Raw genomic sequence first — 14,964 nt, 5'->3', positions numbered from 1 at the left:
GAACCCATTCAATCGCAGTTTTCGTATCGGAGCCGAAGCATCATGACCGAAGACCATCGCATGGAGCGCGACACTTTCGGCGAAATCGCCGTGCCGGCCGCGCGCTTGTGGGGCGCGCAGACACAACGCTCGCTACAGAATTTCAAGATCTCGACGGAGAAGCAATCGCCCGAGCTCATTACCGCGCTCGCGCTCATCAAACGCGCCGCCGCGGAAGTGAACCTGGAGTTGGGCGTATTGCCCGAGGACAAAGCGCGCGCCATCATGCAGGCGGCCGACGAGGTCATCGAAGGCCGTCACGCCGGCGAGTTTCCGCTTGCGGTCTGGCAAACGGGTTCGGGTACGCAGACGAACATGAACCTGAACGAAGTCATCGCGAATCGCGCAAGCGAATTGCTCGGCGGCGAACGCGGCGAAGCGCGCAAAGTGCATCCGAACGACGACGTCAATCGTGGCCAATCGTCGAACGACGTGTTCCCGACCGCGATGCACGTTGCGGCGGCAAACGCGATCGTCACGCATCTGCTGCCCGCTCTAGCCACGTTGCACGACACGCTGGAGACGAAATCGCGCGCGTTCGCCGACATCGTCAAGATCGGCCGCACGCACTTGCAAGACGCGACGCCGCTCACGCTGGGCCAGGAGTTCTCTGGGTATGCGGCTCAACTTGCGCATGGCATCGCGCATCTAAAATCGGCGCTGCCGCATTTGTATGAGTTGGCTCAGGGCGGCACGGCGGTGGGCACCGGGCTCAACGCGCATCCGCAATTCGCCGAGCGCGTGGCCGGCGCGATCGGACGTTTGACGGGGCTACCGTTCGTCAGCGCTCCCAATAAGTTCGAGGTGATGGCGGCGGCCGATGCGCTCGTCTTCGCGCATGGCGCGCTCAAGACCGTGGCCGCGAGCCTCATGAAGATTGCCAACGATGTGCGTTGGCTTGCCAGCGGCCCGCGCTGCGGCCTCGGTGAAATCACCATCCCCGAAAACGAACCGGGCAGCTCGATCATGCCGGGCAAGGTCAATCCGACGCAATCGGAGGCGGTGACGATGCTGTGCTGCCAGGTGTTCGGCAACGACGTGGCCATCAACATCGGCGGCGCGAGCGGCAATTTCGAACTGAACGTATTCCGCCCGATGATCGCGCACAACGTTCTGCAGTCGATCCGCTTGCTCGCGGACGGCGCGCAAAGCTTCAACGATCATTGCGCGGTCGGTATAGAGCCGAACCGCGCGCGCATCGATACGCTGCTCAATGAATCGCTAATGCTCGTGACGGCGCTCAATCCGCACATCGGCTACGACAAGGCCGCGCAGATCGCGAAGAAGGCGCATAAGGAAGGCACCACGCTGAAGGCGGCGGCGCTCGCGCTCGGCTACGTCACCGAGGCGCAGTTCGACGAATGGGTGCGGCCCGAAGCGATGACGGGGCGGCGCGACTGAAGCGCTGCTAGACGGGCTCGGCCGCTTGTCTTCGAGCGCGGCCGAGGGCGCTCGTTCGGACGTCTTGCCGAGCGAACGAGCGCGGCATCGTCAAATAATTCCCTTCGCCATTTCCTCCGGCTTCAAATCGATAATCGCATCGAGGGCCGCCTTAACGTCCATCGCATACTTCGCGATACGCTTTTGCGCGTCCGTCTTCGGCTCGAACGGGGGCACGGGAATCGGCGTGCCGTTCTCGTCGACGGCAACGAACACCACGAGGCAATCGGTCGTCAAACGCAATTGCCCGCTCTTGGGATCGCCGGCGTGCACCGTCACATGGATATGCATGCTCGTGCGCCCCGTCGCCACGACGCGCGCGCGCAATTCCACGAGGTTGCCGACGAGAATCGGCCGGCGAAAGCGAATGTTGCCGACGCTGACCGTGACGCAATAGCGGCCCGACCAAACGGCCGCGCAAGCGTACGCCGTCTCGTCGATCCACTTCATCAGTGCGCCGCCGTGGACCTTGCCGCCGAAGTTGACGGAAGTCGGCTCGGCGAGGAAACGAAACGTGGTTTCCGAACGGTCCAAGGGGGTCGAGGGCGTGCTCATCGTGGCTCCGGTGGTGCGCGTTCGCGCAACTAGAAAGGAGCCGATTATAAAGGCGCAATATTCGCGCCGCGCACCCCGTCGCGACTAGGGGACTACCGGAGCGCGACTATGCCGCCGCATTGAGCGGCGCGAAGCGCTCGCGATAACTGAGCGGCGGCACGCCGAAGCGTCTAACGAATGCGCGCCGCAAGTTTTGCTCGGTGCCGAAGCCGCAATCGAGCGCGATCCGTTTCATCGGGCGGCGCGATTGCGCGAGCGAATGCGCGGCCGCTTCGAGCCGCAGCGCCTCGACGGTCTTGGCCGGCGTGCGCCCCACCGCTTCGACGTAGCGCCGCGCAAATGTTCGGGGCGACATGCGAACTCGTTCGGCCAGCCGCTCGACGGAAAGATCGTCACGCAAGTTCGTCGCCATCCACGCATGCAACGCATCGAACTCCCCCGTCGGGCATTGCTGCGCGTCGAGCGTTGCGCTGAATTGGGACTGGCCGCCGGGACGCTTCATGAACACGACGAGCCGGCGCGCCGCCTGTATCGCGAGTGCGTGGCCGAAGTCTTCCTCGATCAGCGCGAGCGCGAGATCGATGCCGGCCGTCACGCCCGCCGAAGTCCAGATGGCGCGGCCACCCTGCACGTCGCGAATAAAGATCGGATCGGCATCGACGCGGACGGACGGAAAGCGGCGCGCGAGTTCGTCGGCGCTGCGCCAATGGGTGGTCGCGCGGCGGCCTTCGAGCAAGCCCGCCGCCGCCAGATAAAACGCGCCGACGCAGACGGAGCAGACACGGCGAACGCGCGGCGCCATGCGCTCGAGCCACTTGATGAGCTGCGCGTCGAGCACCATTTGGTCGGCTACGAACGTGCCGGCGACGATCACCGTATCGATCGATTCGTTGTCCAGGGCGTCGAGCCGCTCGACGACGACAGGCAGGCCGACATGCGTCTCCAATATCCCGCCTTCGATCGAGGCGACACGCGTCCGGTACGCCACATACTCGCCGGCCGCGCTTTTGCGCGCCTGTCGCATCTCGAGTTCGGCACGCCAAAATGCTTCCAGGGGGCCGCAAGCGTCGAGCAAGACGAGATGCGGCGCCACCGCGAATACGATTTGGCGGACCGGGGACGTGGTGAGCGCATTCATGAGTACACCTAATCAATAAAATTCACGATGGGCTGGCGCAAGCGCCCGAGCTTGCCCGCGAGCGCGCCCATCCGTACGCCAGCGTCGCGCATGCCGCGAGCGCCAAAGCGGGGAACACGGACGCGCAGACGGTCGACCAACCGAAGCGCGCAAGCAACTGCCCTGCCGTCAGAGAGGCGAGCGCCGTGCAAGCGAACGTGGTGAACTCGCTCGTCGCCTGCGTCTTCGCGCGTTCGCTCGGCCGGTACGACTGCGTCAGTAGCGTCGTGCCGCCGACGAACATAAAATTCCAGCCGACGCCGAGGCACGCCAACGCCGCGTAAAAATGCGGCAAGTCCGTCGCCGACAGCGCAATCACCGAGCAGGCCGCCGACAAAGCGATGCCCGCTCCGATGATACGCAGCACCCCGAAACGGGCGATCAAACGTCCGGCGAACAACGACGGCGCGTACATGCCCACGAGATGCCATTCGATGATGCGGGCCCCGTCCCCGATCGTATGACCGCACGCAACCGCCGCAATCGGCGTGGCCGTCATCACGAACATCATGACCATATAGCCCAGCGCATTGTTGGCCAGCGCGGCCATGAAAATCGGCTGCGCGACGATGTGCGCAAGCGGACGGGCGGCTTCCCCGACCGAGGCCGGGACCGGGGCCTCCTTTGCCGCCGGCTGCGCGCCACCCGAGGCGCCCGCGTTGCGGTATCCGGCCACGACGAGGGCCATGGAGGCCAGTCCCAGAACCGTCACGAGGGCGTAGGAGCCCGCGAAGGTAACCGGTGCGAGCCAATCGCGGCTCCATGCGGCCAACGCGGGGCCGAGCACCGCGGCGACGACTCCGCCCGTCAACACCGTCGAAATCGCGCGGCTTTTCGCATGGGCATCGACAGCATCCGCGGCGGCGAGGCGGTAATACTGCGCAAATGCCTGGAACACGCCGACCGTCGCGGTGCCGCAGCAAAACAGCCAAAAGTGATGAACGTAAATCGCGTGCACGGAGATCGCGCCGCCCGCCGCGCCGACGGCCGCTCCCAACGCAAAACCGGCACGGCGGCCGATCCGGGCCATCAAAAACGAAGCGAAAATCGTCGTCAAAGCAGCGGCCACCGTGATCAACGAGAACGGCAGCGTCGCCAGCGCCTTATCGTCGGCGAGGTTGTAGCCGACCAACCCCGTCAACGTCAGGTCGATCGAAACGGACGACGTATATAACGCCTGACAGAGCGCCAGTACGCGGGCGTTGCGGCGGCCGGCGCGTTCGCGGCCGAGTTCCAGAGAGGCGACAGCATGCATCGATGAGCCTTGGGGTGATGAGAACAACGGATATCCTCACCCGGACCGAATTGGCAGAAATGCCAATGATGCATCAATTTCTGCCACGCGAGCTCGGGCCCGCTCACTTGCGGAACGTAATGCCCTGATCGATCGTGCCGTACATGGTGATACTGCCGCCCGAGTTCGCACTCGACGTCCCGGTTTGCGCGCATCCGATGCATACCCATGCAGCCAAGAGGGCCGCCAACCACGCCTTCATCATGTCCTCGCCTGAAAAGCAGCGCAACGCCGCATTCTAGCCCGTGCTCCCCCGCCGATGGTTCGCTGCGGAATCGACGTTTCACGCTACGCCGAAGCATCGAATGCGTCTGCGGATTACATTATTACCATTCTTACCATCCGCAGCCCAACGACTCGACGAGGCAACCTCATGGCCATTGTTTCCGCGACCGCCGAACGCGAGACCGCCCATTTCCCGGGGCTTTCCCGCATCGGCGCGTTACTTGCCGACCCCGGCCGCGCCGCCATGCTGTGGTCCCTCATGGACGGCAGCGCCAGACCGGCAGGCGAGTTGACGATGATCGCCGGGCTCTCGCCGTCGGCGGCGAGCGGACATCTCGCCAAGCTCGCCGAAAGCGGTCTAGTGACCCAAGAGGTGCGCGGCCGCCATCGCTACTACCGGATCGCCACCCCGGAGGTCGCGGCCGCGATCGAAGCGCTCGCGCATCTGGCCGAGGCAAGCGCCCCCGCGCGTCCGGCGCCCGTCGCCGTGCGGACCGTGCCGGTCGAAATGCGCTATGCGCGCACCTGCTACGACCACATGGCCGGCGAGTTGGCCGTACGCGTGTTCGATCATCTGCTGGAGCACGGATGGCTCGTCGAGGAAGGCGGCGACGTGCGAGCCACCGATCAAGGCGCCGCGGTCCTCACAGGCTGGGGCATCGACCTCGGCGCTCAACGCAAGCGCAAACGCCGTTTTGCCTGCACGTGCCTCGATTGGAGCGAGCGTCGCGCCCATTTGGGCGGCGCCCTGGGCGCGGCGCTGCTCGATCACTGGACGCGCCAAGGCTGGGTGGAGCACGCGCAAGCGCCGCGCGTGCTGCGGATCACGCCCTCGGGGCGGCAGCAGTTCGACAGGCTGCTCGGCACTTGAGGGGAACGCATCCAAGTCATTTTTCGTTACAGGCCGGAACGCCCCGCTACAAAACGGAGCGCATTGATACACGCCGTGGAGCTACAGTGCACACACGGACGTAGTACGATCCGGCACCAAAACGAGACCATCATGACTATCTCAACCCGTTCGCCACTCGTGACGTTTCGACGTATCGCCGGCTACACCTTGCTTATCCTCGCCCCGCTGACGCTTGCGGCGCGCGCCGCCTTCGCGCAGGTGCCGCCGGCGCCGGAAGGTGCGCCCGCCGGCCAGTCGGCCGACCCGCCGGGACGCGTCGCCCGTCTGAACTACATGGCCGGTACCGTGACGACCGAGCCCGCGGGCGCGAGCGACTGGTCATACGCATCCGTCAATCGCCCGCTGACGACGGGCGATCAGCTTTGGAACGACGCCAATGCGCGCTCGGAATTGCACATCGGCTCGACGGCCGTGCGCCTGGGGTCGTCGACGAGTCTCGACGTGATGAATCTCGACGACGCGAACGCGCAACTGAAAGTCGCGCAAGGCACGCTCGCGACACGCGTGCGGTCGATCCCAAGCGGCTCGACCTACGAAATCGACACGCCCAACGTCGCGCTCGGCGTGACGCGCCCGGGCGACTATCGGGTCGACGTCGCCCCCGACGGCAGCACGACGACGGTGACGGTGCGCAACGGAGCATTGACGGCTTACGGACAGAACGGCCAAGTGCCGATCGAAGCCGGTCAACAGATCACGTTCACGGGCACGAACTTGCAGGAGGCTTCCGTTACGCAGGCGCCCTCGCCCGACCCGTTCGATCAATGGGCCGCGAGCCGGGATGCCGCCGAGGAGCGCTCGGTGTCGGCCCGCTATGTCTCGCGCGACATGCCCGGCTATGAGGACCTCGATGCGAACGGTACCTGGAGCGACGATCCGCAGTATGGCGCGGTATGGATTCCGCGCCAGGAGCCCGTGGGCTGGGCGCCCTACCACGACGGCCATTGGGCATGGATCGCGCCGTGGGGCTGGACCTGGATCGACGACGCCCCGTGGGGTTTCGCGCCCTATCACTACGGACGCTGGGCATACCTGCATTCGTCCTGGTGCTGGGTGCCGGGGCCGCTCGTCGCGAGCGCGCCGCCCGTCTATGCGCCGGCGCTCGTCGCCTTCGTCGGAGGAGGCGGCGGCGGGCTCAGTTGGGGGGTGAGCCTTGCGATCGGCGGGGCGGCGACCGCGGGGCTTGCATGGTTCCCGCTCGGCCCCGGCGAAGTCTGGCATCCGGGCTGGGGCGGCTGGAGCCCTCACTACTATCAACGCGTGAATCAAACGGTCATCGTCAACAACAACATCAATAAGACCGTCAACATTACGAACATCCACAACACGTATATCAACTACAACGCACCGGGCGCGGTCACCGCTGTACCGGCGACGGCGTTCGTGAACGGCAAGCCGGTTGCCCATTTCGCACAGCACGTCGACCCGCGCCAATGGCATGACGTTCGGATCAATCCGGGCGCCGCGGGCGTCGCCCCCGTGAAGCAGAGCTTCGCGCCGGGGTTGCGGCCCGCGACCTACCGGCCGCCGCAGGCAATCGCATCGCGCTCGGTCGTCGCGACGCATACGCCGCCCACCCCCGCGGTCTTTCACGATCCGCTCGCCGCTCACCTCGCGCAAGCCGGCGGGCAGGTGCCTGGCGCCGGCGCCCCCGTTGTGCGACCCGCGATGCAGGGACCGATCGCGGGCCACACGCAGCCGGTGATGCCCGCGCGAGCCGTGCACGTCGTCGATACTCATTCGCCTGTGATCACGCCGATGCACGGGCCCGCCAATGCCGCGCAGCACGCGCCGGAGCCCGGGGCTCAGCCGCGCGTCGAAGCGGGGTCTGCGCAGCAACCGCGCGCGCCCGCCCCGGTCGAGCATGCCCAGCCCAACAACGGCGTGCCGCGTCCGCCTGTGATGAGCAATCAGGCCGAGCATGGGGCTCAGACGGGTGAACGGCCGGCGCCGGCGTGGACGCAACCGCATCCGCCGATCGCGCAGCAGCACATGCCGATGAACGAGCAGCGCGCGCAAGCTCAACCGCAAGTACAACCTCATGGCGAGCAGCCGCGGACAGAACCGCAGACGCAGGCGCAGGGTCACTTCGAGCAGCCGCGTCCGCAACCTCAGCCGCAGCCTCACTTCGAGCAACCGCGTCCGCAACCGCAGCCGCAGCCTCACTTCGAGCAACCGCGTCCGCAACCGCAGCCGCAGCCTCACTTCGAGCAACCGCGTCCACAACCTCAGCCGCAGCCTCACTTCGAGCAACCGCGTCCACAACCTCAGCCGCAGCCTCACTTCGAGCAACCGCGTCCGCAACCTCAGCCGCAGCCTCACTTCGAGCAACCGCGTCCGCAGCCGCAGCCTCAACCGCACCTCGAGCAACCTAGGCCCGCGCCGGCACCGCACGAACAGCAACATGCGGCCGCGCCCGCGCATGCGGGCCGCGAGCATCATCAGGGCTGACGCTTGGCAGTGGTAAACGACGAAGCCCGCGAATCGCGGGCTTCGTTTTCAAGCTTTAACGATGTCCTACACGCGCTTATACGGCCATCGGCGCCGTCAGCGGTTCGTGATGGCGATAGCCGAGCAACGAAAAATCGCCGGGCTCCACGAGTTCCAGCCATTCGGGCGCATATTCGCCAGTGCGCGCATACTCGGGCACGCGATCGGCGATGACGAGACGCGGACTCTCGTACGGCTCGCGCTCCAATTGACGCTGCAGCATCTCGAGCTGGTTTTCGTAGATATGCGCGTCGCCGATGAAGTACGTAAACCACCGCGGCGTATAACCCGTCAAGCGCCCCACGAGCGAGAGCAACGCGGCGCCCTCGACCAGATTGAACGGGGTGCCGAGACCGACGTCATTGCTGCGGATGTACAAACACAGCGATATTTCGCGCCGCGCGACGTTCGGCAGGAACTGGTATAGCAAATGGCACGCGGGCAGTGCGATCTGATCGAGCAACGCCGGATTCCAGCCGTGGAACAAAATTCGGCGATCCGACGGATTGTTCATGATCGTATCGAGGCACTGCCGTAGCTGATCGATCGCCTTGTACAGCAGCACCTTGCGCACACCGTCTTCCTCGAACTGCGTAACGATCCGATAGCCGCGCGCGGTCGCATCGGCCACGCGCGCCTGCTGTGCGACGTCGATCACCTTGTAGCCCGGCCACTTGCGCCATTGCACCCCGTACACGTCGCCGAGGTCGTCCGTCCCCTCGCGGTACGGATTGGCCAGCCACTGCGCGTTCTCGTTGGCGTTGGCATCCCATACCTTGCATCCGAGCGCACGGAAATCGGCCGCGCTGCGCGAGGCGCGCAAAAAGCCGATCATCTCGCCGATCGCCGACTTGAACGCGAGCTTCTTCGTGGTAACGGCCGGGAAGCCCGCTTGCAGATCGAAGCGCATCATCGCGCCGGGCATCGAAATCGTCCGGATGCCGGTGCGGTTCTCCTGCCAGTTGCCCGTCTCGAGAATAGTGCGGACAAGGTCGAGGTACTGTTTCATGCGCGTCAATCCTTCGGCTCGTGGCGCGCGGCCGCTCTCGCACCGCGCAAAGCGCGATTTTACCAAGCCGCGAGGTTTCTCACTTGCGCCCAGATCGCCGGTCGCGCGAGCATCGTTCGTTCGGCCGCTCCTCAGTTCGACATGTGGCTACCGCCGGGCTCGATGTGGATGTCGCGCATGCCGTGCGCGCTGAGCAGCCGATAGAGCGTCACGCGCGAGATGCCGAGTTCCTGCGCGGCATCGCCAAGCCGTCCGCGATGGCGCAGCAGCGCCAGTTCGATAGCCTGCCGCTCGGCCGCTTCCCGCGCCTGTGCGAGCGAAACGGGTGCGATCTCGACGTACTCGGCCAATTCGAGATCGTGGGCGGAGATCAGGCGCCCTTCGGACATCACGATCGCCCGCCGCACGCGGTTGATCAGTTCGCGGACGTTGCCGGGCCAGGCGTAGTTATGAAGCGCGGCGATCGCGTCGGCCGAGAAGCCGCGCAGCCGGCGCGCGCCGTCCTTGCGGTATCGCTCGAGCATATGGCGGGCGAGCAACTCGATGTCTTTGCCGCGCGAGCGCAGCGGCGGCTCTTCGATTTGCAGCACGCACAGCCGGTGATATAGATCGGCGCGAAAGCGTCCCTCGCCCATCGCGCGATGCATATCGACATGCGTCGCGGAGATCACGCGCACGTCGACATCGATAGACTCTTGTCCGCCCAGGCGCTCGATACGCCCTTCTTGCAAAAACCGCAGCAAACTGGCCTGGCTCTCGAGCGGCAAGTCGCCGATCTCGTCGAGAAACAAAGTGCCGCCATGCGCCGCCTCGATCCGGCCGATCTTGCGCTGGTTCGCCCCCGTGAACGCACCGCGCTCATATCCGAACAGTTCCGATTGCAGCAGATGCGGCGGGATGGCGCCGCAATTGATCGCGACGAACGGCGCCGCGCGCCGCTGCGAACGTTCGTGAATCGCGACGGCCGTCAGCTCCTTGCCCGTGCCCGATTCGCCTGACACGAATACGGGAGCGTCGGTCATGGCCACCTTGCGGATCGCGCGAAAAAGCGTGCGCATCGCGTCGCATGCGCCGACCATTTCGCCTTCCCCCGTGCGCGCCGCGGCGGCGTCCTCCTCCGGCGCACCGAGCACGACCATGCCGTACGCATGTCCGACGGAATCGACGATGCGCGGCGCCTCGTAAGGCATCGTCACATAGTCGTAGCAATAATCTCGAACGAGCCGGCGCAGCGCGCTTTCCTGCATTTGCCCCGGCGCCGCGGCGGCGACCCAGGCCACGTTCGGCATCGTCAAACAGGGCTCGAGAGCGACGATCTCATGGGAATCGAATCGGCTCGACAAATCGAGCAACCCGCCGGCCGCCGCGTCGCCTCGCAGGGCGCGCCGCGCATCGCGCGCACTGCCCGCGACCTGGACTTCCCAACCACGCGCATTGAATTGAGCACTCAATTGCGGATTCACGTCGCGAGTGACATACACCAAGTGCCGATTTGCGGGTTCCATTGTTCAGACCTCTTATTGGTGAACGCGAAGCAAGACACCCCGCCGGGGCAATGCGCCGGCGACCGCTTACCGTGGCTCTCCAACGATGCAAAAGCCCCGCTCTCAGTCCTATGGCCCAACCAACGCGCCCCGCAATTGAATTATTAATAGCAATTAGCTTTAAATCGGCGCTTTTATCGACGTGAAACTGTTCCAACAGCTTACTATACGGCCCGCCATCGAGGCAGCCGCGCAGGCCGTAAGAATTGAAACAGCGAGCGGCAACCTAAGCGCCTCGCGGTTTTTGCGCAATTCGCTGCGACATCTTAAGCAGCGATTCGTGGCGGTTTTGCGACATCGCGCTCGCGGCGGCGAATCGCCGCTCGAGCGGTTTTTCGTTGCCCCGTTTCAGCCCTGAAACGGATTTCGGCGTTTCTCTTCGACACATTCCCGGCAATCGGACCGGCAAGCAATTGCAGCAACGGTTTCGGGCCGATGGCACAGCTCTCGCGTAATGGAGCGCACCACGGAGAGACGCCATGCCATTTACCCAGTCGCTTTCGCTTCGTTCCCGCGCGGTTATCGCGGCGCTCGGCATCGCGCTCGCATCGCTCGCAGCCCCGGCTTGCGCCCGCGCCGACGCGCTCGACGGCGTACCTGCCGGCGACGAAGCACTCGTCGCCGGCGCCGCGGCGCTCGACGACGGCACGCTGGCACGTCAGCGCGGCACGGGGCCCGGCCTCATGACCGTGGGCGCGCCGATGCTGGCGCTGCACGGCGCGCCGTCGGTCACGCTTTGGGACGAGATCGCGCCCCCGGCCCCCGTGCCGGTCCCGGCGGATTCGTCGCATGTCGCGCAGAGCAACACCGTCAGTTATTTCCGTCAGTAAAGCAACCGCCGCCAAGCCTTCGCCGGAGAACCGACATGCCCTTGACCCATCTCGCCTCGAATCGATGCCTCGCGCGGGCGGCGCTGCTGCCAAGCGTTGCCCTCGCACTGGCCGCCACGGCCATGCTGGCCCATGCGCAAGCGAACGGCAACGCGGGCGACATCATCGTCGAGCGGCAAGTCATGCCGCGCGACGCGTTCAAGGCGCTGCCCCGAGACGAAAACCCGGTCGCCGTGCGGGCCACGACGTTTCCGGCGCCGGCCTTCGATTCGACGGTCGCCGCGCTCGTTACCGATTCCGATCTGACGCAAGCGCACGGGTCGCAGGGCATCCCCGGCGCGGCGACGAACGGTGCGGCGGCCAGCTTGCAGGCGTTGACGAAACTGCTCGGCGGTTCGGCGACAGGCGCCAACGTGGCGATGGGCCCGGGCGGGCTCGCCCCGACGACGACCGGCTTGGGCGGAACCATTTCGATGTCCGTAACGGGCGCGCTCGCGCCGTTGACCTCGGCGCTGACCGGGGTGGGGGGAATGAAATGAACGCGCCTTTCCTCCTCTCTCGCCACGGTACCGCCACGGCCGCCGCGCTCGCCGCCTGCATTGCGATGCTCGGCGCGCCGCTCGCCGGACGGGCGCAACAGGCGAACAGCGTGACCGGCAACGCGACGATTTCGAGCGGCGCGTTCGCGGGATCGACGGGCGTCATGAGCGTGAACGAAGCGGCCGGCCTAAACAACGCGCAAAGCAACCAAGCAGCGATCGAGATGGCGCCGATAGGCGCCGCCGACATCGGCATTGCTCAGCGGGCGGCGGCGAACGCCCGCGTGCCGAGCGCAACGGCCGGCATCGAAGACGGCGCTTTTTCCAACGTGTCCGGCGTGGTGATGGTGAACCAGACGGCGGGCGCGGCCAATCTCCAACGCAACAGCGTCGTCATCGGCGCTGCGGCGACAGGAGTGGAGAGCGTCTCGGACAGCGTGCTGTCCGCGGCCTCTCCCAAGCAAGGACGGATGGATGCAACGGCGATGGCTCAAGGCGAGCGCGCGGTGCACGTCGGCAACGACGTGCTCAAGAACGCGAGCGGCATCGCGCAAATCAACCAGACGGCCGGCGCCGGTAATGCCACGGCGAACAGTTTTGTGCTCCGTCCCCCGGCGGGCACTTTTTTCTAACGCAGCACCTCTTTTTTTCGGAGCGTCATCATGAAGCGCACACTTATCGCAGCGGCAGTGCTGGCAGCAGCGTCGGGCACCGCATTCGCGCATCAGGTCAAGAACCCCTACATCTTCAACGCCACGATCGTCGGCGAAAACGTTGGCATCGAAGGCTTCGTGCGCCTGTTCGGCTGCGTCACCGTGTCGAGCACGGTGGGTGCCGTCGTCAACAACACGCAAGCCGCCTGGTCGCACGCCACGCTCGATCCGACGGCGCAAAGCTACACGATGGGTTCGGTCACGACCGCGTTCGACAACAATTACCGCTCGGTGAAGGGCGGCGGCTATTCGACCGGCTGGAGCAAGAGCAGCGAATCGGGTTCCAAGTCGTTCGCGCAGGGCTTCGAAGAATCGTCGGCCTACGCCTACAAGAACCAAAGCAGCTCGATCTCGGGCGGCGGCTACGAGTACAGCAACCAAAAATCGAGCAGCGCCAGCAGCGAATCGCATACGTCGCAAGACGCGAGCGCGACCTTGACGGCAAGCGGTTCGGCGAGCTTGAACTACAAGTACCGCTCGGATAACGATCATCACGGCGACGATCGCCACGGGTACGGCACCTTCAGCGCGAACGGCAGCCTGAACTTGAACGCGTTCGAAGGCAGCGCGACGGATAGCTCGTCTTCGTCGCAAAGCAAGAGCGCCAATAGCGGCTCGGGCCAAGGCGCGGCTTGGAAGTTCCATGCCGATCAAGGCTCGGGCGGCCAAGCATTCGCCGAACAATCGTCGGGCGGCGCCGCCTGGAGCGAGTCGCACGAGAAGAGCCACTCCGCGGCGTGGGCCTACGCCAACTCGAAAGACTCGACCAACGTGACGGTGACCGGTTCGGTGACGGACTACATCAACACCCAAAAGCCGGGCACCCTGACGGCGACGACGGGCACGGGCGCCGGTAGCGGGGCGTCGGGCAACATCGGCATGAACGTCGCCGAAGGCGTCGACAACGCGCAAAGCAACGATGCGTCGCTGGCATCGGTCGATCAAGGCAATGTGTTCGGCAACGCACAGATCTTCAGCACACAATCGTCCGGCGGAACGGCGAAGGTCAACAACTTCATCCTCAACGCTTCCCTCGGCGACGGCTCGCTGAGCGGCGTATCGGGCAATGTGGGCGTGAACATCGCCGCGGGTGTCGCCAACGTGCAGAACAACAGCCTGGCCGCATCGACGACGAACCTGAAGGATGGCGCGCAACCGCTCGCCGTCGCGATGGTCGCCACCGACAACAACGGCCAATCGGCGAACCTGAGCTTCCAAGGCTCGATCAGCGGCACCGCGATGATCGGCAGCAATGCGTTGCAAAACGCGACCGGCAACATCGGCGTGAACATCGCCGGCGGCGCGGGCAACTTGCAGCACAACGGTCTGGCGATCGCGGCGACGAACATCAGCGGTCATTGAGCGAGCCCATCGACGGCTAGCGCAGACGCGCACCGCTAGACCTTCGCTGGTAGCAAGCGCTCACGCATACCGGCCGCCCGCAAAGCGGTCGGTATGCGCCTTCACGAGGGAAGCAGCATGTCAGTCCAGTCCCGATACGCGGCATGGCGAACTTTTGCCGCGCTTGCGAGCGCCGCGATATGTGCGCCAAGCAACGCTCAGTCGAGCATCGATACGTCTAACCTTGCCGGCGTACCCCTCGTCAAAACGGTGCGCTCCATGCGAGATATTCGATACGGCCATATCGTGAGTCAGCGCTATGACTATAGCTGCGGCTCCGCCGCGCTCGCGACGTTGCTCAAATACGGCTACGGCATCGATATCCCCGAGCCCGAATTGATTCGCCGCATGATGGCGTTCTCGACACCGGAAGTCGTCGTCAAGAACGGCTTCTCGATGCTCGACATGAAGCACTTCGTCGAGACGATCGGCCTGCGCGGCCGCGGCTTTCGCGTCAGTCTGGACGCGCTCTATCACCTGCAAATCCCCGTGCTCGTGCTGATGAACATCGGCGGCTACGAGCACTTCGTCATCGTCAAACATGCCGAGAACGGGCGCGTATTCATCGCGGACCCCGCGCTCGGCAATCGGATCGTGCTCGATCAGGATTTCGTCGCGAGTTGGAACGGGCTCGTGTTCGCGGTCCTCGGCAAGCCGTTCAAGGAGAACTCCGAGTTGTTGCAGGACAACGTGTCGCTGGCTTTGAAGCTGCGCGAGCGAGCGCTCGACGCGAGCACGGCCGCGACGCCCTTCGTGGATTACGGATTGTCTAAGGCAGACTGGTTCTGACAGACC

General features: G+C 65.1%; 14 protein-coding genes. 8 read left to right on the top strand and 6 right to left on the bottom strand.

Annotation, left to right across the window (positions count from 1 at the left end):
• Positions 1-42: 42 nt before the first annotated feature.
• On the top strand, positions 43-1,440 hold the full coding sequence (gene fumC, locus DXT59_RS08230) for a class II fumarate hydratase (RefSeq protein ID WP_116136421.1): 1,398 nt from the start codon (positions 43-45) through the stop codon (positions 1,438-1,440).
• 90 nt (positions 1,441-1,530) lie between these two features.
• On the opposite strand, the gene DXT59_RS08225 is transcribed toward fumC, so the two are convergent.
• The 4 genes from DXT59_RS08225 to DXT59_RS30505 all read right to left on the bottom strand — a co-directional run bounded on the left by DXT59_RS08225 (position 1,531) and on the right by DXT59_RS30505 (position 4,710).
• A complete protein-coding gene (locus DXT59_RS08225; RefSeq protein WP_116136420.1) occupies positions 1,531-2,034 on the bottom strand; it encodes an acyl-CoA thioesterase in 504 nt (167 codons plus the stop codon).
• Between the two features lie 106 nt (positions 2,035-2,140).
• Positions 2,141-3,172, bottom strand: a complete 1,032-nt coding sequence (locus tag DXT59_RS08220; protein WP_116136419.1) for a GlxA family transcriptional regulator — start codon at positions 3,170-3,172, stop codon at positions 2,141-2,143.
• A gap of 22 nt (positions 3,173-3,194) precedes the next feature.
• Entirely contained in the window at positions 3,195-4,466 is a 1,272-nt protein-coding gene (locus DXT59_RS08215; RefSeq protein ID WP_116136418.1) for an MFS transporter, read from the bottom strand.
• A 103-nt stretch (positions 4,467-4,569) separates the two neighbouring features.
• Positions 4,570-4,710, bottom strand: a complete 141-nt coding sequence (locus DXT59_RS30505; RefSeq protein WP_162878003.1) for a hypothetical protein — start codon at positions 4,708-4,710, stop codon at positions 4,570-4,572.
• A gap of 168 nt (positions 4,711-4,878) precedes the next feature.
• Between DXT59_RS30505 and DXT59_RS08210 the strand changes: the two genes are divergently transcribed.
• Together DXT59_RS08210 and DXT59_RS08205 are read left to right on the top strand one after the other, a co-directional pair.
• Positions 4,879-5,601, top strand: coding sequence for an ArsR/SmtB family transcription factor (locus DXT59_RS08210; protein ID WP_116136417.1), 723 nt, complete (start codon positions 4,879-4,881; stop codon positions 5,599-5,601).
• A gap of 132 nt (positions 5,602-5,733) precedes the next feature.
• Entirely contained in the window at positions 5,734-8,094 is a 2,361-nt protein-coding gene (locus DXT59_RS08205; protein ID WP_116136416.1) for a DUF6600 domain-containing protein, read from the top strand.
• A gap of 76 nt (positions 8,095-8,170) precedes the next feature.
• Here the strand turns inward: DXT59_RS08205 and DXT59_RS08200 are convergent, their stop codons facing one another.
• Both DXT59_RS08200 and DXT59_RS08195 read right to left on the bottom strand, forming a co-directional pair.
• Positions 8,171-9,142, bottom strand: coding sequence for a thymidylate synthase (locus DXT59_RS08200; protein ID WP_116136415.1), 972 nt, complete (start codon positions 9,140-9,142; stop codon positions 8,171-8,173).
• Positions 9,143-9,273: 131 nt separating this feature from the next.
• Entirely contained in the window at positions 9,274-10,647 is a 1,374-nt protein-coding gene (locus tag DXT59_RS08195; RefSeq protein WP_116136414.1) for a sigma-54 dependent transcriptional regulator, read from the bottom strand.
• A 518-nt stretch (positions 10,648-11,165) separates the two neighbouring features.
• Here DXT59_RS08195 and DXT59_RS08190 point away from each other — a divergent pair.
• From DXT59_RS08190 to DXT59_RS08170, 5 genes are all read left to right on the top strand, one after another.
• On the top strand, positions 11,166-11,516 hold the full coding sequence (locus DXT59_RS08190; RefSeq protein WP_116136413.1) for a hypothetical protein: 351 nt from the start codon (positions 11,166-11,168) through the stop codon (positions 11,514-11,516).
• Between the two features lie 35 nt (positions 11,517-11,551).
• Complete coding sequence (locus tag DXT59_RS08185) at positions 11,552-12,055, top strand: hypothetical protein (RefSeq protein ID WP_240324449.1); 504 nt, start codon at positions 11,552-11,554, stop codon at positions 12,053-12,055.
• A complete protein-coding gene (locus DXT59_RS08180) occupies positions 12,052-12,687 on the top strand; it encodes a hypothetical protein (protein ID WP_240324448.1) in 636 nt (211 codons plus the stop codon). The genes DXT59_RS08185 and DXT59_RS08180 overlap by 4 nt, the downstream gene beginning before the upstream one ends.
• Before the next feature lie 30 nt (positions 12,688-12,717).
• Positions 12,718-14,130 (top strand): hypothetical protein, encoded by a 1,413-nt coding sequence (locus DXT59_RS08175; protein ID WP_116136412.1) that lies wholly within the window; start codon positions 12,718-12,720, stop codon positions 14,128-14,130.
• A 117-nt stretch (positions 14,131-14,247) separates the two neighbouring features.
• Positions 14,248-14,958, top strand: coding sequence for a C39 family peptidase (locus DXT59_RS08170; RefSeq protein ID WP_116136583.1), 711 nt, complete (start codon positions 14,248-14,250; stop codon positions 14,956-14,958).
• Positions 14,959-14,964 lie beyond the last annotated feature (6 nt).

The organism is Trinickia diaoshuihuensis (assembly GCF_003390925.1).
Lineage (GTDB): Bacteria > Pseudomonadota > Gammaproteobacteria > Burkholderiales > Burkholderiaceae > Trinickia > Trinickia diaoshuihuensis.
This window is presented reverse-complemented; position numbering and strand designations above follow the sequence as displayed.

Coding starts and splice junctions, on each gene's coding strand:
- DXT59_RS08215 (WP_116136418.1), bottom strand. CDS start 4,466: ATGCATGCTGTCGCCTCTCTGGAACTCGGCCGCGAACGCGCCGGCCGC.
- DXT59_RS08190 (WP_116136413.1), top strand. CDS start 11,166: ATGCCATTTACCCAGTCGCTTTCGCTTCGTTCCCGCGCGGTTATCGCG.
- DXT59_RS08185 (WP_240324449.1), top strand. CDS start 11,552: ATGCCCTTGACCCATCTCGCCTCGAATCGATGCCTCGCGCGGGCGGCG.
- DXT59_RS08195 (WP_116136414.1), bottom strand. CDS start 10,647: ATGGAACCCGCAAATCGGCACTTGGTGTATGTCACTCGCGACGTGAAT.
- DXT59_RS08210 (WP_116136417.1), top strand. CDS start 4,879: ATGGCCATTGTTTCCGCGACCGCCGAACGCGAGACCGCCCATTTCCCG.
- DXT59_RS08175 (WP_116136412.1), top strand. CDS start 12,718: ATGAAGCGCACACTTATCGCAGCGGCAGTGCTGGCAGCAGCGTCGGGC.
- DXT59_RS30505 (WP_162878003.1), bottom strand. CDS start 4,710: ATGATGAAGGCGTGGTTGGCGGCCCTCTTGGCTGCATGGGTATGCATC.
- DXT59_RS08170 (WP_116136583.1), top strand. CDS start 14,248: ATGTCAGTCCAGTCCCGATACGCGGCATGGCGAACTTTTGCCGCGCTT.
- DXT59_RS08180 (WP_240324448.1), top strand. CDS start 12,052: ATGAACGCGCCTTTCCTCCTCTCTCGCCACGGTACCGCCACGGCCGCC.
- DXT59_RS08205 (WP_116136416.1), top strand. CDS start 5,734: ATGACTATCTCAACCCGTTCGCCACTCGTGACGTTTCGACGTATCGCC.
- DXT59_RS08225 (WP_116136420.1), bottom strand. CDS start 2,034: ATGAGCACGCCCTCGACCCCCTTGGACCGTTCGGAAACCACGTTTCGT.
- DXT59_RS08200 (WP_116136415.1), bottom strand. CDS start 9,142: ATGAAACAGTACCTCGACCTTGTCCGCACTATTCTCGAGACGGGCAAC.
- DXT59_RS08220 (WP_116136419.1), bottom strand. CDS start 3,172: ATGAATGCGCTCACCACGTCCCCGGTCCGCCAAATCGTATTCGCGGTG.
- fumC (WP_116136421.1), top strand. CDS start 43: ATGACCGAAGACCATCGCATGGAGCGCGACACTTTCGGCGAAATCGCC.